At 67.3% G+C, this 20825-nt stretch carries 25 protein-coding genes and 3 pseudogenes; 19 read left to right on the top strand and 9 right to left on the bottom strand.

Annotation, left to right across the window (positions count from 1 at the left end):
- Positions 1–155 precede the first annotated feature (155 nt).
- Positions 156–920 (top strand): enoyl-CoA hydratase, encoded by a 765-nt coding sequence (locus IM738_RS18470; RefSeq protein ID WP_236962511.1) that lies wholly within the window; start codon positions 156–158, stop codon positions 918–920.
- A 36-nt stretch (positions 921–956) separates the two neighbouring features.
- Here IM738_RS18470 and IM738_RS18465 read toward each other — a convergent pair whose 3' ends face one another.
- Positions 957–1235 (bottom strand): cupin domain-containing protein, encoded by a 279-nt coding sequence (locus tag IM738_RS18465; protein WP_236962510.1) that lies wholly within the window; start codon positions 1233–1235, stop codon positions 957–959.
- 131 nt (positions 1236–1366) lie between these two features.
- Here IM738_RS18465 and IM738_RS18460 point away from each other — a divergent pair, with 131 nt between their 5' ends.
- The 8 genes from IM738_RS18460 to IM738_RS18425 all read left to right on the top strand — a co-directional run bounded on the left by IM738_RS18460 (position 1367) and on the right by IM738_RS18425 (position 6172).
- The gene (locus IM738_RS18460) at positions 1367–1732 is read left to right on the top strand and encodes a YciI family protein (protein WP_236962509.1); all 366 of its coding nucleotides are present in this window, start codon (positions 1367–1369) and stop codon (positions 1730–1732) included.
- 234 nt (positions 1733–1966) lie between these two features.
- Entirely contained in the window at positions 1967–2446 is a 480-nt protein-coding gene (locus IM738_RS18455) for a VOC family protein (protein ID WP_236962508.1), read from the top strand.
- A 19-nt stretch (positions 2447–2465) separates the two neighbouring features.
- Positions 2466–2909, top strand: a complete 444-nt coding sequence (locus IM738_RS18450; protein WP_236962507.1) for an SRPBCC family protein — start codon at positions 2466–2468, stop codon at positions 2907–2909.
- A gap of 11 nt (positions 2910–2920) precedes the next feature.
- Entirely contained in the window at positions 2921–3361 is a 441-nt protein-coding gene (locus tag IM738_RS18445) for a VOC family protein (RefSeq protein WP_236962506.1), read from the top strand.
- 17 nt (positions 3362–3378) lie between these two features.
- Complete coding sequence (locus tag IM738_RS18440; RefSeq protein WP_236962505.1) at positions 3379–3801, top strand: YciI family protein; 423 nt, start codon at positions 3379–3381, stop codon at positions 3799–3801.
- A 9-nt stretch (positions 3802–3810) separates the two neighbouring features.
- Positions 3811–4341 carry an SRPBCC family protein gene (locus tag IM738_RS18435; protein WP_236962504.1) on the top strand — a complete coding sequence of 177 codons (531 nt, stop codon included), beginning with the start codon at positions 3811–3813 and terminating at the stop codon, positions 4339–4341.
- A 35-nt stretch (positions 4342–4376) separates the two neighbouring features.
- Positions 4377–4787 carry a VOC family protein gene (locus IM738_RS18430; protein WP_236962503.1) on the top strand — a complete coding sequence of 137 codons (411 nt, stop codon included), beginning with the start codon at positions 4377–4379 and terminating at the stop codon, positions 4785–4787.
- 104 nt (positions 4788–4891) lie between these two features.
- Positions 4892–6172, top strand: coding sequence for an RNA polymerase sigma factor (locus tag IM738_RS18425; protein WP_236962502.1), 1281 nt, complete (start codon positions 4892–4894; stop codon positions 6170–6172).
- 5 nt (positions 6173–6177) lie between these two features.
- Here IM738_RS18425 and IM738_RS18420 read toward each other — a convergent pair whose 3' ends face one another.
- The 3 genes from IM738_RS18420 to IM738_RS18410 all read right to left on the bottom strand — a co-directional run bounded on the left by IM738_RS18420 (position 6178) and on the right by IM738_RS18410 (position 9764).
- Complete coding sequence (locus IM738_RS18420; protein WP_236962501.1) at positions 6178–6663, bottom strand: hypothetical protein; 486 nt, start codon at positions 6661–6663, stop codon at positions 6178–6180.
- Positions 6664–6694: 31 nt separating this feature from the next.
- Positions 6695–7087, bottom strand: coding sequence for a DUF6152 family protein (locus IM738_RS18415; protein WP_236962500.1), 393 nt, complete (start codon positions 7085–7087; stop codon positions 6695–6697).
- Between the two features lie 169 nt (positions 7088–7256).
- Positions 7257–9764: a sensor histidine kinase gene (locus IM738_RS18410; RefSeq protein WP_236962499.1), complete on the bottom strand. Its 2508-nt coding sequence runs from the start codon at positions 9762–9764 to the stop codon at positions 7257–7259.
- Positions 9765–10027: 263 nt separating this feature from the next.
- On the opposite strand from IM738_RS18410, the gene IM738_RS18405 reads away from it, so the two are divergent.
- The 3 genes from IM738_RS18405 to IM738_RS18395 all read left to right on the top strand — a co-directional run bounded on the left by IM738_RS18405 (position 10028) and on the right by IM738_RS18395 (position 12898).
- Positions 10028–11152: an MBL fold metallo-hydrolase gene (locus tag IM738_RS18405; RefSeq protein ID WP_236962498.1), complete on the top strand. Its 1125-nt coding sequence runs from the start codon at positions 10028–10030 to the stop codon at positions 11150–11152.
- 93 nt (positions 11153–11245) lie between these two features.
- Positions 11246–11845 (top strand): HD domain-containing protein, encoded by a 600-nt coding sequence (locus IM738_RS18400; RefSeq protein WP_236962497.1) that lies wholly within the window; start codon positions 11246–11248, stop codon positions 11843–11845.
- A 159-nt stretch (positions 11846–12004) separates the two neighbouring features.
- Complete coding sequence (locus IM738_RS18395) at positions 12005–12898, top strand: YihY/virulence factor BrkB family protein (RefSeq protein ID WP_236962496.1); 894 nt, start codon at positions 12005–12007, stop codon at positions 12896–12898.
- A 24-nt stretch (positions 12899–12922) separates the two neighbouring features.
- Here the strand turns inward: IM738_RS18395 and IM738_RS18390 are convergent, their stop codons facing one another.
- The 3 genes and pseudogenes from IM738_RS18390 to IM738_RS18380 form a co-directional block, all read right to left on the bottom strand.
- Entirely contained in the window at positions 12923–13480 is a 558-nt protein-coding gene (locus IM738_RS18390) for an MgtC/SapB family protein (RefSeq protein WP_236962495.1), read from the bottom strand.
- Between the two features lie 11 nt (positions 13481–13491).
- Entirely contained in the window at positions 13492–13908 is a 417-nt protein-coding gene (locus IM738_RS18385) for a CBS domain-containing protein (RefSeq protein WP_236962494.1), read from the bottom strand.
- A gap of 217 nt (positions 13909–14125) precedes the next feature.
- Positions 14126–14266 (bottom strand): annotated as a pseudogene (locus IM738_RS18380) (integrase); the annotation flags it as partial.
- Between IM738_RS18380 and IM738_RS18375 the strand changes: the two are divergent.
- From IM738_RS18375 to IM738_RS18345, 7 genes and pseudogenes are all read left to right on the top strand, one after another.
- Complete coding sequence (locus tag IM738_RS18375; protein WP_236966464.1) at positions 14250–14507, top strand: hypothetical protein; 258 nt, start codon at positions 14250–14252, stop codon at positions 14505–14507. The pseudogene IM738_RS18380 and the gene IM738_RS18375 overlap by 17 nt on opposite strands.
- A 15-nt stretch (positions 14508–14522) precedes the next feature.
- A pseudogene (locus IM738_RS18370) lies at positions 14523–14687 on the top strand (transposase); the annotation flags it as partial.
- Positions 14688–14870: 183 nt separating this feature from the next.
- Positions 14871–15074 (top strand): hypothetical protein, encoded by a 204-nt coding sequence (locus IM738_RS18365; RefSeq protein WP_236962492.1) that lies wholly within the window; start codon positions 14871–14873, stop codon positions 15072–15074.
- A gap of 315 nt (positions 15075–15389) precedes the next feature.
- Positions 15390–15827, top strand: coding sequence for an SMI1/KNR4 family protein (locus IM738_RS18360; RefSeq protein WP_236962491.1), 438 nt, complete (start codon positions 15390–15392; stop codon positions 15825–15827).
- A gap of 480 nt (positions 15828–16307) precedes the next feature.
- Positions 16308–16751, top strand: a pseudogene (gene pyrF, locus IM738_RS18355) (orotidine-5'-phosphate decarboxylase); the annotation flags it as partial.
- Between the two features lie 83 nt (positions 16752–16834).
- Positions 16835–17035 (top strand): orotidine 5'-phosphate decarboxylase / HUMPS family protein, encoded by a 201-nt coding sequence (locus IM738_RS18350; RefSeq protein ID WP_236966355.1) that lies wholly within the window; start codon positions 16835–16837, stop codon positions 17033–17035.
- Between the two features lie 330 nt (positions 17036–17365).
- Positions 17366–17827 (top strand): phage tail protein, encoded by a 462-nt coding sequence (locus IM738_RS18345; protein WP_236962490.1) that lies wholly within the window; start codon positions 17366–17368, stop codon positions 17825–17827.
- 50 nt (positions 17828–17877) lie between these two features.
- On the opposite strand, the gene IM738_RS18340 is transcribed toward IM738_RS18345, so the two are convergent.
- Complete coding sequence (locus IM738_RS18340; RefSeq protein WP_236962489.1) at positions 17878–18549, bottom strand: hypothetical protein; 672 nt, start codon at positions 18547–18549, stop codon at positions 17878–17880.
- A 32-nt stretch (positions 18550–18581) separates the two neighbouring features.
- Positions 18582–20807: a C1 family peptidase gene (locus tag IM738_RS18335; RefSeq protein ID WP_236962488.1), complete on the bottom strand. Its 2226-nt coding sequence runs from the start codon at positions 20805–20807 to the stop codon at positions 18582–18584.
- Positions 20808–20825 lie beyond the last annotated feature (18 nt).

The following is a 20825-nucleotide window of genomic DNA, read 5'->3' as shown; positions in this document are numbered from 1 at the left end:
GGGTCGGGTGAGACGCAGTGTAGGGGTCTCGGCGCCGTGTCGCCGATTGGGCACGGCGCCCCAGACGGCGCGCCGCTTTCATGTTAATTTGGCGCCCTTCTTCGCGTGCCCCGCTCCCGGTGGCGCGTGCCCCATCTGCCCAACACCGATTGACCATGAGCGACATCCTCGTCCACACCGAAGCCGGCGTCACCACGCTCACCTTCAACCGCCCCGACAAGAAGAACTCCATCACCTCGGCCATGTACGCCGCGCTGGCTGACGCGCTGGCCGCGGCCGAGGCCGACCCGGCCGTGCGCGTGGTGGTGTTCCAGGGCAACGAAACCACCTTCAGTGCCGGCAACGACATCGGCGATTTCCTCAACAACCCGCCCGCCACCGAAGACTCGCCGGTGTTCCGCTTCCTGCGCGGCATTGCGCAGTTCCGCAAGCCCGTGCTGGCGGCCGTGTGCGGCCCGGCGGTGGGCATCGGCACCACGCTGCTGCTGCATTGCGACCTGGTCTACGCCGGCGACAACGCCGCGTTCTCCATGCCCTTCGTCAACCTGGGCCTGTGCCCCGAAGCGGCGTCGAGCCTGCTGGTGCCGCAGATGATGGGTTACCACCGCGCCGCCGAGGCGCTGCTGCTGGGCGAGCCTTTCATGGCCGAGGCCGCGCTCGAGGTGGGTCTGGTCAACCGCGTGCTGGCGCCGAGCGAGACCACGGTCTATGCCCAGGCCGTGGCGCGCCGCCTCGCCGCCAAGCCGCTGGCCTCGCTGATCGAGACCAAGCGCCTGATGAAGAAGGGCCATGCCCAGCAGGTCATGGCGACCATGGCGGAAGAGGGCGCGAGCTTCGGCCGCATGCTCGGCGAGCCGGCCGCGAAGGAAGCCTTCGGCGCCTTCATGGAACGCCGCAAGCCGGACTTCTCGGCGCTGTGATCAGCGGGCCCCGGCCATTCGCGCCGGGGCATGTCTTCAAGCGTTCAGTCTCGCCACCCAGTACGTCGCACCTTCCGAGCCGTAACGCTCGGCGTGTGGCACGCCGTGTTCGAGCTCGAACAGCTCGCCCGGCTTCAGGTGCTGGGTCTCGTCGCCCACGGTGAGCCACATCTCGCCCTGCACCACCAGGGCCTTCACCGCGAACGGGTGGCTGTGTGTGTCCAGCGCGGTGTCGGGCGCCCAGACGCGCTCCAGCACCTCGTCAAAGCCCTCGGCCAGGGCCGCGCTCTTGAAAGATTCAAACGACTTGGGCATGGCGATCTCCTTGGAGAGGTGGAAATCCATTGCATCACGCCGTTGCAAGCCCTGCCGTGCTCAAGGGTTTGTCGTTGAAACAGCCTGTGTACGATGCCCCCCTCCGATGCCCGACATCCGAAAGGTCTGCCATGTCCTACATGCTTCTCATCATCGAACCCGAAGGCCAGCGCGCCACCCGCACCGAAGCCGAAGGCCGTGAGGCCTATGCGCAGATGCAGCGCTTCGGCGAAGGGCTGGCGGCCGAGGGCAAGCTCAAGGCGGTGGAGTCGCTGGCCGGCCTGTCCAGTGCGGTGCGCGTGAGCCACGCCGGGGGGCGCCCGCAGGTGCTGGACGGCCCGTTTGCTGAAGCCAAGGAGATGATCGGCGGTTTCTTTCTGTTGCAAAACGTGGACCGCGAAGAGGCCATCGCCATCGCCCAGCGTTGCCCGGCTGCGCAGTGGTGCACCGTCGAAGTGCGGCCGCTCGCGCCCTGTTTCGACGAGAGCCACGCATGACATGGCGCACCCCCGCCGCGCTTTGCGCAACCCCCTCCAGGGGGCGGCACTGGCCGTTTGTCCTGAGCTTGTCGAAGGGCGGCCCGGCGGTGCCCTGGGTTGCAGCGCTTCGGGCGTCTGGGGTCTGCTCCGGCGGTGTGAAACGCTGATGCGGGTTTTCCCTTAATCCTGTCGTGTCGAAAGTCGGCAGGCTGCTTCGTCGTACCCACAAGCGCACGACAAGGAGCCCAGCCCATGACACCCCACATCCACACCTGTCTCTGGTTCGATACCCAGGCCGAAGAGGCCGCGGCCTTCTACGGCTCGGTGTTTCCGGGTTCGCGCATCACCGGCGTGCTGCGTTACGGTCCCGGCGAGCCCATGCCCGAGGGCTCGGCCCTGCTGGTGAGCCTTGAACTCGACGGCCATGCGCTCTCGCTGCTCAACGGTGGCCCGCATTACCGCCTTTCCCCCGCCGCGTCGCTGGCCGTGCGCTGCGCGGACCAGGCCGAGGTCGACCGCTGCTGGGCCGCGCTGTCGGCCGTGCCCGAGGCCGAGATGTGCGGCTGGCTGGTGGACCGGTACGGCGTGTCCTGGCAGATCGTGCCCAGCTTCGTCATGGAACGTCTGGCCGGACCGCCCGGCCCGGGCGTGCAGCGCATGACCGCCGCCATGCGCCAGATGCGCAAGCTCGACATCGCTGCGCTGGAGCGCGCCTACGCAGGCGAACCCTGAACCCTCACAGGAGAACCCCATGAAAACCCTGCACTTCGACATCCTGATCCATGCGCCGCGCGAACACGTCTGGCGCAGCACGCTGTTTTCGCCCACCTATGAGCGCTGGACCGCGACGTTCAGCGAAGGCTCGCGCTACGAGGGCAGCTGGGAGGCCGGCACGCCCATCCGTTTCTGTGGCCCGAACGGCGACGGCATGCTCGCCGAGATCGCCGAACACCGGCCGGCCGAGTTCGTGTCCATCCGCCATCTCGGCATGATCCACGACGGCGTCGAAGACACCACCAGCGAGGCCGTGCGCGCCTGGGCCCCGTGTGTCGAGAACTACACGTTTTCCGACGAAGCCGGCGGCACGCGCGTGCGCGTCGATGTCGACGTGTTCGGCACCTATGAGGACTGGATGGCGCAGACCTGGCCCAAGGCCCTGCTGGCGCTGAAAGCGGTTTGTGAAACCCCCACCTGAGGAGAGCCCCCATGAGCACTGTCACCGTCCCCATGTGCGCCGTCGTGCACTTCGAGATGCCCTACAAGGACCGCGAGCGCGCCGAGCGTTTCTACGCCGCTGCCTTCGGCTGGACCCACCAGTTCCTCGGCCCCCAGATGGGCGACTACGTGCTGGTCAACACCGCACCGCCCGGCGCCCGTCCGCCCATGCCGCCCGAGGCCGCGCTGGGGTCCATCAACGGCGGCCTGTTCCCCTTCAAGGCCGACTGGCCGATGCAGCACCCTTCGGTGGTGATCGGCGTCGAAGACATCCAGGCTGCGATGCAGCGCGTGCGTGCTGCAGGGGGAGGCGTGCTCGGCGAACCGATGGAGATCCCTGGGGTGGGCCTCTACGTCGCGTTCCATGACACCGAAGGCAACCACAACAGCATGCTTCAACCCGGCGTGGAACCGCCGGCCTGCAAGACCTGAACGCCGAGGAGACCACCATGCGATTCATGATCATCGTCAAGTCCTGCGCCGCGTTCGAGGCCGAGGTCACGCCCGAGGCCCCCGAAGAACTCATGGCCGAAATGGCGGCCTACCACGAGGAGCTGGCGCGCGCGGGCGTGCTGCTCGACGGCAGCGGCCTGCACCCCAGCCGCACCGGCTGGCGCATCCAGTACGACGCTGCCGGGCAGCGGGTGGTGGACGGCCCGTTCGCCGAGGCCAAGGAGCTGATCGCCGGCTACACCCTGATCCAGGTGCGCTCGCGCGAAGAGGCCATGGAATGGAGCCGGCGTTTCCCCAACCCCGCCGGCAAAGGCCAGGAGGCCGTGATCGAGCTGCGCCAGCTCATCGAGCTCGACGAGTTCCCGCCCAGCGAGGCGCTGGAGCAGATGAAGGCCATCGACTCCCTCGGCAAAGCCTGAAAGACGCCCATGCTCAAGACCGTTCTGCTGATCGTGGCCGCGGCCATCGCGCTGCTGCTGATCTACGCGAGCACCCGACCCGACACCTTCGCCGTCGAGCGCTCGACCACCATCGCCGCGCCCGCCGCGAAACTGTTTCCGCTGATCAACGACCTGCGCCAGTTCAACACCTGGAACCCCTACGCGCGCAAAGACCCGGCCATGAAGGCGGCGTACAGCGGGCCGGCGTCCGGGCCGGGCGCGGTGTTCGACTTCCAGGGCAACAAGGACGTGGGCAAGGGCCGCATCTCGGTCACCGGCGCCACCGAGCCTTCGTTGGTCACCATGCAGCTCGACATGTGGGAACCCTTCGAGGGCCACAACGAGGTCCGCTTCACGCTGGTGCCCGACGGCGCGGGCACGCGCGTGACCTGGGCCATGCAGGGACCGAGTGCCTTCATCACCAAGCTGATGGGCCTCTTTTTCAACATGGACCAGATGATCGGCAAAGACTTCGAAGCCGGTCTCGCCCACCTCAAGGCGCTCGCCGAAAAACCCTGACCCCACCCATCCATCCACCCACCCAGGAGCCCACCATGTTTCGCCAGATCTTCGTCAACCTGCCCATCCAGGACATGGCCCGTTCGCAGGCCTTCTTCAAGGCCCTGGGCCTCACGTTCAACCAGCGCTTCACCAACGAGCAGGGCGCCTGCCTGGAAATCGGGGAGAACTTCTACGCCATGCTGCTGGTGAAGCCCTTTTTCCAGGGCTTCACCAAGAAGCCCATCAGCGACGCCAACCAGGCCACCGAAGTCATCCTGGCCCTGTCGGTGGACAGCCGTGCCGAGGCCGAAGACGTGGTGCGCAAGGCCGTGGCCGCTGGCGCCACCACCCCCAACCCGCCGCAAGACCACGGTTTCATGTTCCAGCACGGTTTTGCCGACCTCGACGGCCACCAGTGGGAGGTGTTCTGGATGGACGAATCCGCGGCCCCGGCGCAGATGTAAACATGGCCCCCAACCCTGGCTGCGCCAGGCCCCCCAAGGGGGTGCAGTCGTTCTTGGGGCGGCCCTGCGAACGCCTGGTGCGCGCGCAGATGTAATCTGCCCACGTGCATTCCGCCGTCCACGACACCATCGCCGCCGTCTGGCGCATCGAGTCCGCCCGCATCGTGGCGGCGGTGGCGCGGCGCGTGCGCGACCTCGGTGTGGCCGAAGAGCTGGCGCAGGACGCGCTCGTGGCCGCGCTGGAACACTGGCCGACCGGCGGCGTGCCGCAGAACCCCGGCGCCTGGCTCATGACGACGGCGAAGCACCGCGCCCTCGACCACCTGCGCCACCGCCAGATGGCCGATGCGCGGCACGGCGACATCGCCAGCGACCTCGAAGCGATGGAGGCCCATGTGGTGCCCGACTTCAGTGACGCCATCGACACGGCCCGCGAGCACGCGGAAATCGGCGACGACCTGCTGCGCCTGATCTTCACCGCCTGCCACCCGGTGCTCGGCACCGACGCGCGCGTGGCGCTCACGCTCAAGCTGCTCGGTGGCCTCACCACGCACGAGATCGCGCGCGCTTTCCTCGTGCCCGAGGCCACCATCGGCCAGCGCATCGTGCGCGCCAAGCGCAGCCTCGCCGAGGCCCAGGTGCCCTTCGAGGTGCCGCAGGGCGCGCAGCTGACCGAGCGCCTCGGCTCGGTGCTGGAGGTGGTCTACCTCGTGTTCAACGAGGGCTACACCGCCACCAGCGGCGGCGACTGGATGCGCCCCGAACTCTGCAACGAGGCCCTGCGCCTGGGCCGCATGCTGGCCGAGATCGCGCCCGGACAAGCCGAGGTGCACGGCCTGGTGGCGCTGATGGAAATCCAGGCCTCGCGCACCGCCGCGCGCACCGACCGCGAGGGCAAGCCCGTGCTGCTCAACCAGCAGAACCGCAGCCGCTGGGACCACCTGCTGATCCGCCGGGGCCTCGCCGCGCTGGCGCGCGCCGAGGCGCTGAACCAGCCCCTGGGCAGCTACCGCCTGCAGGCGCACATCGCCGCCTGCCACGCCCGCGCACCCAGCGCCGAGGCCACCGACTGGCACCGCATCGCCGCGCTCTACGCCCAGCTCATGCAGGTCGCACCCTCGCCCGTGGTCGAGCTCAACCGCGCGGTCGCGGTGGGCATGGCCGATGGCCCCGAAGCCGGCCTTGCCATCGTCGAGACGCTGCTGCAGGACAAGGCCCTGCAGCGCTACCCCTGGCTGTGTGCGGTGCAGGGCGACCTGCTGGAGAAACTCGGGCGCGGCGAAGAAGCCCGCGCCGCTTTCTCGCAAGCCGCTGCGCTGGCCAGCAATCACCGTGAACGGACGCTGTTGCAGGCGCGGGCGCAGGGGCCGGTGTCCGCGGGCTGAGCGGCCTACCGGTAGCCGATGAGTCGGCCGGCGGTGATCACCCCCAGCCAGAGCAGGATCGACAGCAGCCCGTGCAGACGCCAGGCCGGCCGCGGCGGCGCGCCGGGCGTGACGCCCACCCGCCGCCAGTCCGGCCCACGGCGCAGCCACAGCGCGTTGAGCACGGCCGCCCCCAGCAACGCCAGCTTGATGCCGAACAGCGGCTCCACCACGTAGTCGAGCGGTCGCGTCGCGAAGAGCAGCGAACCGGTGCACAGCGCGAGCACCAGCCCGGTGACGGCGACAGGCACCAGCGTGCCGGCAAGGTGGTCGAGCGGCGTGCGCCTGAAGCACCCCATGAGGCGCAGGTCGAGCGGCACGATGGCGCCGAACAGCAGCGCGATGCCCACCACGTGCCCGGTGTTGACCAGCGGGTAGAGCCAGATCGACGAGCGCAGCAGCGCCGACAGCCCGCTGGCCTGCAGCGCCGTGGCCAGGGCTTCCAGTGGCATCAACCGCCCCCGCGGCCGGGCAGGGCGCGCATCAGTTGCGGTCGGGGTAGAGGTTGAAGGTCTTGCCGTCGATGAGCAGGCGCTCGGCCTTGAACACCTTCTTCCTGGGGTCGCTGTGCTTGTGGCCCGACACGGTGAGCTTCACGCCCTTGACCAGCATCGCGTCCTTGAGCCCGGCCTGCTCGTTGCGCCACGGCTGGCCGACCTCGACGGTCCAGTTGGCGCCGTCGGCGGCCAGCGTCAGTTCGCCGTGGGGGTTGCCGAGCTTGGCCGCGACGATGGTGCCGGTGAGCTCGGCGTTCACGTCCTCGGCCCAGGTCCAGCCGTGGTGGGCCGCCGCGGGCAAGGCCACCGCGATCACCAGGGCGGCCACGGCCAGGGGCCGAAGGGCGCTGCGCCAGAAGGGCGTGGGTGTCGGTGACATGAAAGCTCCTTGTTGAAGCGACAGGGGGTGTGCCCATGCATCCGCGCATGGGGCCCGCCGCGGGCCTTTCATGAGTGTGCGGCCAGGCGTGGGGCGGTGCAATCCTTGACCTTGCGCGACGCCGGCATTTCTGCGCCAGCGGCCTGGGGCTGCGCGGTGCCGAGGTGCTTCAGGCCTGCCCGGCGGCGCGCACCGGTTCGGGCTGAAGCGTGAACGCAAACGTGGCGCCCTGGCCGCGCGCGCTGTGGGCCACGATCCGGCCGCCGTGGCGCGCCACGATGCGCTGCACCGTGGCCAGCCCGATGCCGATGCCCGGGAACTCGTCCTGCCGGTGCAGGCGGTGGAACGGCTTGAACAGCTGACTGGCGTGGGCCGGGTCGAAACCGGCGCCGTTGTCCGACACGCCGTACCAGGTGCCGTCGGCATCGGTGCGGCTGAACACGCGGATCTCGGCGTCGGGGTTGCCGCTGCTGTACTTCCAGGCGTTGTCCACCAGGTTGGTGATCACCACGTCCATCATGCGCGGGTCGGCGGTGACCTGCAGCCCGGGCTGCACGTCCACCGCCACGCGGCGCTGCGGCTCGCTGGCGGCCAGTTCGTCCAGGCGGCGCCGGGCCAGGGCCGAGAGGTCCACCGGGCCGAGCGTCATGTCGTCGCGGGCGCTGCGCGAGAGCACCAGGATGCCGTCGATCAGCCCGCTCATGCGCTCGCTCGCGGAGATGATGCCGTTCAGGCAGGTCCGGGCCGACACATCCAGCTGCCCGGCCAGCTCCTGCTGCAACACCTGGGCGTAGCCGTTCATGGCGCGCAGCGGCGCGCGCAGGTCGTGGCTCACCGTGAACGCGAAGCTGTCGAGGTCGCGGTTGGCGGCGCTGAGTTCGGCGGTGCGCTCCTGCACACGCCGCTCCAGCGTCACGTTGAGCAGCTGCACCTCGGCCTCGGCGCGCTTGCGCAGGGTGATGTCCTGGGAGTAGACGACACGGCTCACGGGTTGTCCGATGGCGTCCCGCAACACCGTGATGTCGATCAGCACCGGGAAGCGGCTGCCGTCCTTGCGCACGTGCTCGCACTCGAAAGAGGCGTGGGCGTGGTGCGACATCGTCTGGACCATCTCGCGCAACTGCGCCTGGCCATCGGCCGGAAACAGCCGCGACAGCGGCATGCCGATCATCTCTTCGGGCGTGTAGCCCCGCTCGGCGGCGAAGGTCGGGTTCGCGGTGCGGACCAGGTTGGTGCGCGCGTCCGAGATCGCCTGCCCGAGCTGGGCCTGTTCGAACGCCTCGGCCCAGAGCCGGAGCTTGTCTTCCGCTTCGCGGCGCTCGGTGACATCGACAAAGGTGGAGAGCAGGCCGTCGTCCAGCTGGGTCACGTGGATCTGCACCGTGCGCACGGTGCCGTCCTTCGAGGTCGGTCGGGCCTCTCCCATGTCCACGTCGCCCCGGATCAGGTCGGCCTGCTTCACCGTCTCCGCCCAGCTGGCCTCCATCTGGGCGCGGTAGAGCGGGTCCGGGTAGGCGAGGCGCCGCCAGTGATCCATGGTGGGGATCTCGGCGTGCGTGTAGCCGAAGAGTTCACCGAAGCGCGCGTTCCAGGTCAGGATGCGACCGTCGCGCGCCACCAGGCGCATGGCCACCGGCGCGTCCTCGAACAGGCGGCGAAAGCGGGCGTCGCTCTCGTGCTGGTGCGCGGTGGCCTCGTCCAGGCGGACGCGCACGTCGTTGATCTCCGCGATCTCCGCGATCTCCGTGCTCGGGGTGGCGGGCGTTGCCGGGTTCCGGGCGTCCACCAGCGAGGCCACGGCCCGCCCCAGGCGGCGGCTCGCCACCGTGCCGCCCAGCACCCCGGTGAAGGTCGCCGTCAGCAGGCCCAGCAGCAACAGACCGCCGTTGCTCACCAGCGGGGCCTGCTGGACCGCGCGCGAAATTTCCAGCTCCACCCGCCAGGGCGCGTTCTGCAGGGGGGCCACGAAGCGCCCGCCGTCGGCCACGTCGCGTTCTGCGTCGAACCCCGCCGGGGCGAGCTGGGCGATGGCGTCGCCGCGCCCGTCGCGCAGGGTCATGGCCCAGCCCTCGGGCAGCTCCAGTTGTGCGATGCGTTCCTGGAACTGGCGCGCCTCGAAGGTGCCGAGCACCACATGGCTGACCGCGCCCTCCCGCAGCACGGGCACGGCCATGGCCACCAGCAGCGTCTGTGCCACGGGGCCCACGAAACTGTCCCCGACCGCCGGCTGGCGCGTCTGCACGGCGGCCGGCGCCGCCGCGTGGCCTTGGGGCCGGGGCAGCGGCGGCAGGGCTTCGCCATACGGGAGGCGCGTGTTGAACAGCATGCGCATCGGCTCTTCCGCGCTGGCCAGGACCACGTGCCCGTCAAAGCTCTTCTGGTAACCCTGCGCCTGCAGGTACAGGATCGGCCACTGCGCCGGATCGTCCAGCAGGGGCGAGATCGCGATCATGTTCAGCCCGCGGATGCGCGAGCGCAGGTACTGGTCGGTGGAGCTGGCGAAACTCCCCGCCATCTGCTCGGCCGCCTGCCGCTGCCCCGTGCGCAAGGTCTTCACGCTGTCGTAGGCCAGCCAGATGGCCAGCACCAGCAACGGCAGGATGCACAGCCACAGCAGGCGCGTCAGGTAGGTCCTGAGCGGGATGCTGCGGTGCGGAACCGAAAGGGTGGTGCTCATGCCGTGTGGGGGGGACAGGCCGGGGAATGGGCGGTTCAGCGTGTGGTGTTGCCCTGCGCAACCATCGTAACGGTTTGTAGCGGTGTGGCCCCCGGTGGGCTGGCAATCCATGCCATCGGGGCGCTCGGCCGTTGCCGGTCAGTGGCAGGCACCCGAATCTCCCACCGCCGACACGGGCACCCGACCCGACCGGGCACCCGCCGGTGGCCTGCGTGTACCCTGCCTTTTTCGGCACCCTGTGCCAGCTTCTGTAGACCCCGCCCATGAACACTTTCGGCAAACGCGCCCAGGGCGCTCGCCTCGAACGCATGCAGGCCTCGCCGCGCTGGGCTGGGGAGGGCTTTCGCAATGTGTATCCCATCGCGCCCGGCCTGCGCGACCGCACCGTGGCCCGTCCCACGCTGCGCGAGTTCCTGTCCAACGGTAACCGGCGCGTGCCCGGTGCACCGCTGCCGTCGGTGGACCCGCGCGAAGCCTGGGGCCGCCCCAGCGCCAGCGGCCTGCGCGCCACCTGGCTCGGCCACTCCACCGTGCTGCTCGAAATGGACGGCCACCGCGTGCTCACCGACCCGGTCTGGGGCACGCGCGCCTCGCCCTTCCGCCTGCTCGGCCCCAAACGTTTCCAGCCCGTGCCGCTGCGCCTGCGCGACATGCCCGAGGTCGACGTGGTCGTGATCTCGCACGACCACTACGACCACCTCGACTACCCCACCATCCACGCCCTGGCCAAACGCAGCAACGTGCCCTTCGTCACCTCGCTCGGCGTCGGCGCGCACCTGCAGGCCTGGGGCATCGCACCCGAGCGCATCACCGAGCTTGACTGGTGGGAGACCCACCGCGTGCCCGGCACCGGCCTGACCGTCACCGCCGCGCCCTCGCAGCACTTCTCCGGGCGCAGCCTCAAAGACCGCAACGCCACGCTCTGGTCGTCCATGGTCATGCGCAGCGAGCGCCACGCGGTGTTCTTCAGCGGCGACACCGGCCTCACCAGCGAGTACGCGCTGATCCGCGAGCGCCTCGGCCCCTTCGACCTCGTGATGCTCGAAGTCGGCGCCTTCCACCCCTCGTGGGGCGACATCCACCTCGGCCCCGAGAACGCGCTCAAGGCCCACCAGTTGCTCGGCGGCGGCGCCTTCCTGCCGGTGCACTGGGGCACCTTCAGCCTCGCCCTGCACGCCTGGGACCAGCCCGCCGAAACGCTGCTCCAGCTCGCCCCGTCGCGCGAGCTGCTGCTCATGCCCCGGCTGGGCGAAGCGGTCGAGCCGGCGCAGCATCGGGCGGTGATGCCCTGGTGGCGCGGGGTGGGGGCGGGGCGCGGCACTGCGGCGCCCGAGGCCGAGCCACACGGCACCCGCACACCGGGTGACCTTCCCTGGCCGATGGATTGACCACCTGTTCCCGGCGCGACTGAAAGCCGGGACACCGCTCTTGTGGCCCGGAAAACTTTCAGACAGCATGGCCAACCCACCCCAGGAGACACCATGCAAGAGAAACCCCGCGCCACCTTCAAGCGCATGGAGCAGAGCACCCAGCAAGACTGGGCCTGCATCCTCCCCGAAGCCATGGCCATGGCGAAAACGCTGCCCGACCGCGTGCTCGCCCACCTGCAGCTGCTCGACGGCGACCACGGCGGCTTTCCGGTGGACCGGCTCACGCACAGCCTGCAGACCGCGACGCTCGCGCACCAGGACGGGCGCGACGAGGAGTACGTGGTGTGCGCGTTGCTGCACGACATCGGCGACACGCTGGGCTCGTTCAACCACCCCGACATCGCCGCAGCCATCCTCAAGCCCTTCGTGAGCGACGCCAACCTGTGGATGGTGCAGCACCACGGCATCTTCCAGGGCTACAACTTCTTCCACCACATCGGCCTCGACCGCAACATGCGCGACATGTTCCAAGACCACCCGCACCGCGACCGCGCGGCCGAGTTCGTCGAGCGCTACGACAACCCGGCCTTTGACCCGGCGATGGAGGCGCTGCCGCTGAGTTTCTTTGAGCCGATGGTGCGGCGGCTGATGGCGATGCCAAAAAACTCGGTCTACAAGGCGGCCTTGCCAGGGGAGCGGCAGGCCGCCTGAGCCGGGTGGGCGCCGGGCCGGTTCTGAGCGCTATCGCACCGACGCCAGCGCGGCGCGCGGGCATGCTTCACCACCCATGGGCCGTGGCCCTCTCCGGCGCCCACGGCGCGTGCCCACCTGCGCCCGTCCGAACGGGCAGCCACCTTCAAGGAGCCCACCATGCAACAGGTCCAGGACCCGACGATCTGGCGGCTGCTCAGGTCCACGGTGAACGCGTGGCTCGACGACTACGCTCCCAGCATGGGGGCGGCGCTCGCGTTCTACACGCTGTTCTCGATCGCGCCCCTGCTGCTGATCGTGATCTCGGTGGCCGGGTTCTTCTTTGGCGAGGCGGCCGCGCGGATGGAGATCTTTGCGCAGATCTCCCAGCTCGTGGGTGAAGACAGCGCCACCACCCTGGACACCGTGCTCGTGAGCCTGGACCAGCCCGCCGCCAGCGCGGTGGGCATGCTCGTGGGCCTGGGCACGCTGCTGGTCGGCGCCACCTCCGTGTTCGTCGAACTGCAGAACGCCATGGACCGCATCTGGCAGGTGCCGCCCCGCCCCGACTTCAGTGGCGTGCGCGATTTCTTCCGGGTGCGGCTGCTCTCGCTCGGGCTGGTGCTGGGCATCGGCTTCCTGCTCATGGTGTCGCTCGTGCTCAGCGCCCTGATGGCCGCGCTGGGCAAATGGTGGGCGCCCTGGTTCGGCGAGTTTGCGGTCGTGGCCGATGCCGTCAACTTCGGCGTGACGCTGGCCTTCATCACCGCGGTGTTCGCCATGATCTACAAGTGGATGCCCCGAACCCATGTCGCCTGGGGCGACGTGTGGATCGGCGCGCTTTTCACCGCCTTGTTGTTCACGGTCGGCAAGACGCTGATCGGCCTCTACATCGGCCGCAGCGCCGTGGCCTCGGTGTTCGGCGCCGCATCGTCCCTGGTGGTGCTGCTGCTCTGGGTGTATTACTCGGCGCAAATCTTCCTGCTCGGGGCGGAGTTCACCTGGGTGTTTGCGCAGCGCGGTGAGCCCGAAGGCGCCATGGAGGCGCCGGCGATCCCGCAGCGGTCGGGCTGATGGTTTCCCCCGCGCCTGCGCCGCTCAATGCGAGCCGGGATCGACCTCCCGACCGGGCTCGAAGCTGGGCTCTTGCCCGTCGTCCGGCGAAGCGATCAGGCGGGCGGCGTGGTTCGCCTTGCGCACCTCCAGGCCCCTGAGCCAGACCAGCACCAGCAGGATGAAGGTGGTGGCGAGGATGGCGGTGCCTTCGCGACCCAGCCCGGCCGACATGCCCACCGCCGCCGTGGCCCAGATGGTGGCCGCCGTGGTCAGGCCGTGGATGCGGCCCTCGTGGCCCATCTTCAGCACCGCGCCCGCACCGAGAAATCCGATGCCGGAGACGATGCCCTGCACGACGCGGCTCAGTTCGTCCGGGCCCATGCCCGCTTCGGCGGGCACCAGCACGAAGAGCGCGGCCCCCAGCGACACCAGCATGTGGGTGCGCAGTCCGGCGTCGGCATCGCGGCGCTCGCGGTCCCAGCCGATCACGGCCCCCAGCAAGAGGGCCACGGTCATGCGCGCGGTGACGCGCGTGACCTGTTCAACCTGCAGCAGGTCGGAGAACTCGGCCCGCAGGGTGCTCGCGACGATGTCCAGCACGCGGCCCGGGCCTACGGTTGGGAGATGGCCACCAGGGCATCGGCGGTGGACTGGAAGTCGTCGGCCGCGACCGCAAAATCGCCCAGCGACACGATGCCGACCAGGCGCTTGTCGCTGTTCACCACCGGCAGGCGCCGGACCTGGAACTTGCTCATCATGTCGGCGGCGGTCTCCACGGTGTCGTCCTCGAAGCACCAGATCACGTCGTTGGTCATCACGTCTCGCACCAGCGTGTCGCCGCCCTTGCCTTCGGCCACGGCCCGCACGGCGATGTCGCGGTCGGTCACCGCGCCGATCATCCGGTCGTTCTCGCCCACGGGCAGCATGCCGAAGCCTTCGTCCCGCATCCGCGCTGCGGCGTCCCGGAGCGTCGCCTCGGGGCTGATCACCTGCACGTCGGGGCTCATCACGTCTTTGAGCAGTTGCATCTGTATCTCCAGTTCAAGGTGGGTTGGGTGGATGACCACCGGTGTCGCCGTTCGCCATGCGTGCGCCACAGGCGGCCGGGTCGGCGCATGTTCGCAAAGTGGCGGCCGGGCATCTGTGCGGCGTCCCACAGAGTTCATTGGGACGGCGTTGCCGGGGAAGCAGAAGGTGGTCTGAGGCAGGTGCTGCAGGCTGAGCGTTTTTTCTCGGGGTTTTCCATCAGCACCCCAGCACCAGCGCATCCAGTGGACTGGCCGTGCCGCCTGTGGCCACCTTGAGTACATGCGTGTAGATCATCGTCGTTGAAACGTCCGAGCGCCCCAGCAACTCCTGCACCGTGCGGATGTCGGTGCCCGCCTTCCGGGTGGCCGAAGACCAAAGCCACTGCATTTGCCCGGCTGGCCGCAAGCTCTACAGCAACGGCCGAAGCTGCCGCAAGTACACCGGCAGCCAAAGCGGCTGTGGGGCATGCGATCAAAGGGACCTGTGCCTGCGCCACCCCGAGCGCACGGCGGTGCGGCAGGTGGCGATCTTCAAGAAAGAGCAGCGAAGCCCCAATGAGGTGCTCGAAGCGATGAAGCAGCGCATCGACAGTCCCTAGAGAAGAAGGCGCTACAGCCAGCGCATCGGCACGGTCGAGCCGGTGTTTGGCAACATCCGGCACAACAAGCGGTTGAACCGATTCACGCTGCGCGGGAGCAAGAAGGTGGGCACGCAGTGGCGGCTGTATTGCCTGGTGCACAACATCGAGAAACTGGCCGGGTGTGATCTGAAGAGATAGCGGGTGGGATACGGGTCTTGTTCGGTGCCAGAATGAGCGCCAGAGGCCCAATCAACAGGTCAAACAACCGAAAACCGACTTCAGGAGGGACTCGCACCATGGCGATCCAGAAAACCGAACCCATGCGCCAGCCTGCGGCTGGACTTGGTGTTTTTTTTGCACAGCCTCGTTACGTGAGGTTCTATGAATCAGAATGAATTAAACGGAATGACTGTAAATGAAAGGCTAGTATATTTAAATTTGCTGGACCTGTTTGACCAGTCTATAAAAGCTGAAAATAGAAAGCTAGCAGTTGAAATATTGCATAAAGCACAATTCTCTAATGAACAGGCTTTGGAAACCGTAGACGCCATTCTCAAGAATCCAAAAAAATACGGGTATCGTTAGCGGCATTTTTGGGGTTGTTGAGTTTTCTTCATTTCATGCATTGCTTTCGCTTTAGTGCAGTTTTGTGTAAAGTTCATTTTTAGATTTTATTGGGTTTGCTTCGGAAGGCTAGGTTTATATTGTTGTAGTTTTTTTCCTTCTATTCAAATTCTTCGCAAGTAAATTATCACGTAACAAGTCGTTGCAGCACCGCTCCGGCACTTCGTGCCTACGCTGGACAGTTTTTAAGTCGCGGCTTTATGGTTTTGCTGCGCAAAAGTATTCCATAAAACCACAACTTAAAAACTGCCGCTGAACTCGGCGGTTAGGCGTCACATGAGCAGAACCCGAGTCATCGGCACGACAGAGGAATCAATTGCCAGAGCCGAGCAGGAACTCGGCCGCAAACTCCCGACGTCGTTTCGCGAATGGCTTTTGCTCAACAACGGGCTAGGCATCGACGGAGTTCACATCTACCCCGTCCTAGACGACAGAGATCCAAGAAAGACCTGGGATTCCATTGTTCGGAACTATCAAGTTGGCTGGGAAGCCTGGATCGAAAACCTCGACAACAGAGAAGAAGTTGAGTCTCTACTTCCCTTTGCAGATTTTGGTTCTGGTGACTACTACTGCTTTAACTACGCAGACATCAGTTCAGAAGGAGAACCCAAGGTTGTTCTCTGGTCTCACGAAACGGATGAACTGCAGCCGAGGGGTGATTCGTTCACACAGTTCGCGCAGCGCGTCCTGGCAAGGGAGTTCGAGCATGACTAAAGTGACGCCTATCCCATCAATCGAGAGGGACGTCCAAGGGCTATCGCCCTCGGCCGCCCCTCATGTCAAACGTTGGGCATCACACACAGAATTGGATGCGGTATATGAATGATTCGCATGGCCCATATCACCGACTGGGAGAACCTGGTGGACCTGGTTGCCAAGTCGCGGCACTCCCAATTCAATTCAAGAAGCCTGATGGCACTAGCGGCTCTGGTCATCTGCTTGACGCGGGGCCAAATGCTACTGAGCTAGAACTATTGCGCACGGTTGCACAGGGCTTGGGCGTCAAATGGGGCCATGACGAACATGGCTGGTGGGCGGTTGTAAATTGAGGCGCGAATTCAATGAAGCCCAACCCTATGGTCAAGCGGACAGGCAACGGCGGTCCTGCTCAGGCTTCTATCAACAGCTGCGGCGCCGTTGTTTGCCGCTTACCGTAACGGTTGGGCGTCCTAGCAACCAATCGCGGTGAATCGAATGTCCATAGGTCCAAACAGCCGAGTCATCGTCGCGCTCGACTTCGAGAACGCAGGACAGGCCGACACGCTTGTAGAGCAGTTAGGCACGTCTGCGGAGTTCTATAAGGTTGGCCTGCAGTTGCTAACGGCGGAAGGCCCAGCCGTTGTTCGGAAGCTCGTTGCTGCTGGGAAGCAGGTCTTTCTCGACCTCAAGCTCTTCGAGATTCCTAACTCCGTCAATGGCGCAGTTACAGCGGCCGGTGAACTCGGAGTCTCAATGGTTACGGTCCATGCTTCGGGTGGTTCAGCTGTTCTTCGCGCTGCCGTCGAGGCCGCACGCCCTTTTCCTCAGCTGAAAGTTCTTGCGCTCACGGTGATCACAAGCATGCGCGATCAAGACCTTCAAGAGATAGGCCTGAGCACCACAGTCGCAGAGCAGGTCGTGCGGCTCGCACGCCTTTCTGTTGAGGCTGGGTGTCATGGTGTCATGGTGTCGTTGCATCACCGCAAGAAGCTGAGCTCCTTCGAAAGGTGTTGCCACAGTCAATGCTCATCGTCACACCTGGTACCCAGCTGCCCTCCGATTCCAAGAACGACCAAGCACGCACTTCTAGCCCCGCCGAAGCTGTTCGAGCCGGCTCCACGCACCTGGTCATTGGTCGCTCAATCGCGCAGGCCTCAGAGCCGGCTGCTACGTTTGCTGCCATATGTCGTCAGGTTGCAGAGGCAGGCACCCAAGCACAATGACGCCCAACCCTTCCATCGCTAGGGGCGACCAAGAGCTGTCGCTCTTGGTCGCCCCTCATGTCAAACGTTGAGCGGCGGATTTACGGACAGGGCGATGGTCGCTGGCCAAAAACCGTCGAATAGCACTTTGTTCCCACCGCGAGTCTCACTCGCCGCCAAACACCTGACATGCCGGACGCCGGCGATGCGCATCAGTCTTGGCGACGCCATTTGAACGGCGTATCCTTCCTCCACCGAGCACGCCCGCCTTCCCGCAGCAGGCGCGCCAGCCGTCACCAGGCCCAGCCCCGCGCGATCGGCACACCGCAGTCTTTCCCCTGGAGATGGCGCATGGCAGACGATGGCTCCCCCCAGTCACGCAACCCGTGGACCCGGCCCCGGTTCCCCTTCCGGGTCCAGTGGGACGCGGAAGAGATGCGGTTCCAGGAGGCCTTGGGGCTGGATGCCGAGGCGCGGTCCATCACACACCGTGCCGGCGGCAACAGCGAGGTGTTCTCGCCGTTCACGATGCCCGGGCTGAAGAAGGCCGGCAACGTCACCCTGAAGAAGGGCGTGGTCAAGGCCAACAGCACGTTGTGGGACTGGTTCGGTCAGATCACGGCGACCACGATCCAGCGCAAGCTGGTCAGGGTGAGCCAGCTCGACGAGACCGGCCGCCCGACGATGGTGTGGACGCTGACCAACGCCTGGCCCACCCGGGTCACCCGCGGCGATGGCGCCGTCGGCGATGACGAGGTGGCGGTGGAATGGGTCGAGTTCGTGTGCGACGGCCTGACCCTGGCCAACCCCTGAGCCCCTCGCCAGCGGCAGGTCGGCGCTCATGGCGCCGCTGCTTCGGGGGTTCATTTCCACTCGATCTGGGCCCAGTACTGGACGGCGTACTCGCGGTCGATCGCGACAGGGGTGCCGAGCAGTCTGAGCGGGGTGCCTTTGGGGATCACGCCCAGGCTGCTGCGGGCGCGGAAATACTCCGCGTCGTTGGAGGGCAGGCCGTCGCGCACCACCATGTTGCCCAGCGCGGTGTAGGTGGCGCCCAGCGGGAGCGCTTCGGGCTTGCCCCGGACGGGGGTGTCGTCGCTGCCGGTGCCGAGCATGGTCTTGCCCCAGTCGCCCTTGTAGTCACCGATCCAGATGTATCCCTTGCGGGCCGAGGGGCCGCTGGGCGCCACCTCGCGGGCCACGCTGGCGAACTGGGCGGTCTGGTCCGACACGGTCTGTGAGGCCGCGAACACCACGGCCTGGGTCTCGGTGGAAGCCGCCGTGGTCACGGTGGGCGCCGCCTTTTTCAGCGCCTCGATTTCGGCCAGTGCGCCGTTGAGCTTGCCGTCGAGGTTGGCGATCTCGCCGCTGGCCTGCTGCACGAACTTGATGCCGCCCGGGCCGAGCTCGGTGACCTGGCCAAACTGCACGCCCAGCATGGACTGGGCGACCAGGAGGGCCAGCAGCAGGGAGAAGATGGTGACCGGGTACTTGAGCAGTTCGACCCAGACACTTGGTTTGCTCGGTTCGCTCATGGTGTGCTCCTTCGGTTCGGGCGCTCAGCCCCTCAGTAGTCCAGCCACTCGACCGGGCTCACCGGTGCCCGCCCCGTGATGCGGCGCAGGGTCGCCTCGATCACGTCGATGTTGTTGTCGAACGAGCCGTGGGTGGCCCGCTCGGTCTTGCCTTGTTTGTTGACCCGGATGTAGGGCGTGGGCACCGGGTGGAGGTGGGCGGCGGGGAAGGCCGCGTGCCACTGCGCGAGCGATGCGAGCTGGCTGCTCGCCCACTGGTCGTCGTTGAAGTGCTGGGGGTCGTGGGCGCGCTCCATGCCGAGCAGGGGCATCTTGCGCGCGTCGTCCAGCGCCCGGCTCACGAGGTAGAGCAGCGATTTGCCGTAAAGCGTGACGGGGCCGAGCTGGACCATGTCGTCGTCTTTCTCCTGCCGGTCCGTGAGGACGTGCAGGTGCATCTGCCGGGGCTGGATCACCGGCGCGCCCGTTTTCAGGTATTTCTCGTTGGCAAAGGCGACGGTGCAGGCGGGGGCGTACAGCGAGCAGCTGCTGGCCTTGACCTGGCTGGCCGCGAGCCGCTCGACCAGGTGGCCCAGCACGATGGAGCCCGCGGAGTGGCCCACGAGGTGCAGCCGCAGGGGCTGGTGGCCGAGCTGGGTCTGCAGCGCCGCGAGCGCCTCGGCCAGCAGGTGGCTGCCCCGGCCTTTCAGCGCGGCGAGCCGGGCGTTCTGCCGCATCTCGCTCCACAGGCCTTTGAAGGCCTTGCCCGCGATCGCCTCGACGCTGCGGTCGCGCGCCTCGCCCAGGCTCGCCAGCATGCCGCGCGAGCGCTCGTCGTCGATGCCGAAGGCCTGGCGCAGCTTGTCCTCCAGCGTGTGCCTCAGGGTTTCCAGCGGGCCGGTGCGCCAGGTCAGGAACAGCGGGTAGACACCGTTGGCCTCGAAGTACGGGGCCAGCACCCGGATGCGGTCGATGGACTCGGCTTCGCTGTTGAGGCCACCGTGGGCATAGACCATGAAGTGGGCCTGCGGCTGGGTCTGGAAGAACCCCAGGGCCCGGTCCACCTGGGCCTGCACGAAGCGCGCGACATCGCCGTCGATGCCGGCGGTGAGGTCGGTGAGCTCGACATGGCCGTTGTTGCCGGTCACCAGCGTGTGCTCGTAGGCCTTGGCGGTGGACCAGGGCTGGTAGGGCTTGTGATCGAACTCGCGGTCGATCGGCCAGGGGTCGTCCCGCGGGTTGTCGGGGTTCTGGCATTGGCGGCTCGCCTGGCTCAGCAAGCGCGCGCTGCGGTTCGGCCAGCGCTGCGCGGCGATGCGCTCGGGCGACACCTCGTGGCGCTGGGGGACGCCCATGCCCATCGCCCAGGCGTCGGTGCCGTATTGCACCCAGTCGCTGTAGGGCATCACGGCGAACCCCGCCGCGCCCCAGCGCCCGCCCCAGGAGTTCTGCACGATGAAGCCGCGGTCGTTGTAGCCGACCAGGGCAAAGGCGTGACCGCCAAGTTCGGCGCCCTGGCGCTCGGGGATGGTCGGCAGATCGGCTTCGTCGTGGGAACCCGGCGCTTTCTTGAGTGGGGCGACGCGGTCCCAGCCGTCGTGCACCTGGGCACTGACGTAGATGGCGCCGATGTCGGCGATGGCCGATTGCATCTCGACCACCGAGCTCTTGTTGATGCGGTAGTAGACGCCCAGCGGGTGCCGGAGCGCGTCCACGTCCCATTCCGTTTCGGCGCGGGCGCCGTGACCGCTCCTGGGCCAGTAGCGTTCCTGGCAGACGCCGTGTTTGTGAAAGCCCTTGAGCGCGCCGCGGCACGAGGAGCCTTCGTAGTGCTCGCCTTCCCACTCGTCGTAGCGGCGGGCGAGCTCGTAGAGCATGTGGGGGCTGACCCGGACCGCGTGGTTGGCGCCGGGCTGGCCGAGCTCGCGCAGCCACATCAGGTAGTTGACCACCGCGGCGAGGCCAAAGCCGGTGCAGGCGCCCTCGCGCCCCTGGTCCAGCACCAGCTGGGCCGCGACGTACGAAGGCACGGCCTGCGCGAGGTGCGCGGTGGTGGGGAAGTGGGGCGGCAGGGAGCGCAGCGGCGGCTCGTAGTGCAGGTCGCGGAAGTCGAGCCGGTCGGGCCGGGCATCAAACTGGTGGGCGGTCAGCCATGGGCGCTTGGGGCGGGGCCTGGCCGGCTTTTTCCTGGCGGGCGCTGAGGGGGCGGTGGTGCGCGGGGGCTGGCTGGCGGTGGCCGCGCCCGAGGAGGTGTGCTGGGCGGTGGAACGGGTGCTCACGGTGGTCTCCCATGAGGA

This window comes from Hydrogenophaga sp. SL48 (genome assembly GCF_021729865.1).
Taxonomy (GTDB): domain Bacteria; phylum Pseudomonadota; class Gammaproteobacteria; order Burkholderiales; family Burkholderiaceae_C; genus Hydrogenophaga.
The sequence above is the reverse complement of the archived record's forward strand: the minus strand, read 5'-3'. Positions and strand labels throughout refer to the sequence as shown.

What these genes read in the sequence shown, in the direction of transcription:
- IM738_RS18470 (WP_236962511.1), top strand. Translation starts at nt 156, where the DNA reads ATGAGCGACATCCTCGTCCACACCGAAGCCGGCGTCACCACGCTCACC.
- IM738_RS18465 (WP_236962510.1), bottom strand. Translation starts at nt 1,235, where the DNA reads ATGCCCAAGTCGTTTGAATCTTTCAAGAGCGCGGCCCTGGCCGAGGGC.
- IM738_RS18460 (WP_236962509.1), top strand. Translation starts at nt 1,367, where the DNA reads ATGTCCTACATGCTTCTCATCATCGAACCCGAAGGCCAGCGCGCCACC.
- IM738_RS18455 (WP_236962508.1), top strand. Translation starts at nt 1,967, where the DNA reads ATGACACCCCACATCCACACCTGTCTCTGGTTCGATACCCAGGCCGAA.
- IM738_RS18450 (WP_236962507.1), top strand. Translation starts at nt 2,466, where the DNA reads ATGAAAACCCTGCACTTCGACATCCTGATCCATGCGCCGCGCGAACAC.
- IM738_RS18445 (WP_236962506.1), top strand. Translation starts at nt 2,921, where the DNA reads ATGAGCACTGTCACCGTCCCCATGTGCGCCGTCGTGCACTTCGAGATG.
- IM738_RS18440 (WP_236962505.1), top strand. Translation starts at nt 3,379, where the DNA reads ATGCGATTCATGATCATCGTCAAGTCCTGCGCCGCGTTCGAGGCCGAG.
- IM738_RS18435 (WP_236962504.1), top strand. Translation starts at nt 3,811, where the DNA reads ATGCTCAAGACCGTTCTGCTGATCGTGGCCGCGGCCATCGCGCTGCTG.
- IM738_RS18430 (WP_236962503.1), top strand. Translation starts at nt 4,377, where the DNA reads ATGTTTCGCCAGATCTTCGTCAACCTGCCCATCCAGGACATGGCCCGT.
- IM738_RS18420 (WP_236962501.1), bottom strand. Translation starts at nt 6,663, where the DNA reads ATGCCACTGGAAGCCCTGGCCACGGCGCTGCAGGCCAGCGGGCTGTCG.
- IM738_RS18415 (WP_236962500.1), bottom strand. Translation starts at nt 7,087, where the DNA reads ATGTCACCGACACCCACGCCCTTCTGGCGCAGCGCCCTTCGGCCCCTG.
- IM738_RS18410 (WP_236962499.1), bottom strand. Translation starts at nt 9,764, where the DNA reads ATGAGCACCACCCTTTCGGTTCCGCACCGCAGCATCCCGCTCAGGACC.
- IM738_RS18405 (WP_236962498.1), top strand. Translation starts at nt 10,028, where the DNA reads ATGAACACTTTCGGCAAACGCGCCCAGGGCGCTCGCCTCGAACGCATG.
- IM738_RS18400 (WP_236962497.1), top strand. Translation starts at nt 11,246, where the DNA reads ATGCAAGAGAAACCCCGCGCCACCTTCAAGCGCATGGAGCAGAGCACC.
- IM738_RS18395 (WP_236962496.1), top strand. Translation starts at nt 12,005, where the DNA reads ATGCAACAGGTCCAGGACCCGACGATCTGGCGGCTGCTCAGGTCCACG.
- IM738_RS18385 (WP_236962494.1), bottom strand. Translation starts at nt 13,908, where the DNA reads ATGCAACTGCTCAAAGACGTGATGAGCCCCGACGTGCAGGTGATCAGC.
- IM738_RS18375 (WP_236966464.1), top strand. Translation starts at nt 14,250, where the DNA reads ATGTCGGTGCCCGCCTTCCGGGTGGCCGAAGACCAAAGCCACTGCATT.
- IM738_RS18365 (WP_236962492.1), top strand. Translation starts at nt 14,871, where the DNA reads ATGAATCAGAATGAATTAAACGGAATGACTGTAAATGAAAGGCTAGTA.
- IM738_RS18360 (WP_236962491.1), top strand. Translation starts at nt 15,390, where the DNA reads ATGAGCAGAACCCGAGTCATCGGCACGACAGAGGAATCAATTGCCAGA.
- IM738_RS18350 (WP_236966355.1), top strand. Translation starts at nt 16,835, where the DNA reads ATGCTCATCGTCACACCTGGTACCCAGCTGCCCTCCGATTCCAAGAAC.
- IM738_RS18345 (WP_236962490.1), top strand. Translation starts at nt 17,366, where the DNA reads ATGGCAGACGATGGCTCCCCCCAGTCACGCAACCCGTGGACCCGGCCC.
- IM738_RS18340 (WP_236962489.1), bottom strand. Translation starts at nt 18,549, where the DNA reads ATGAGCGAACCGAGCAAACCAAGTGTCTGGGTCGAACTGCTCAAGTAC.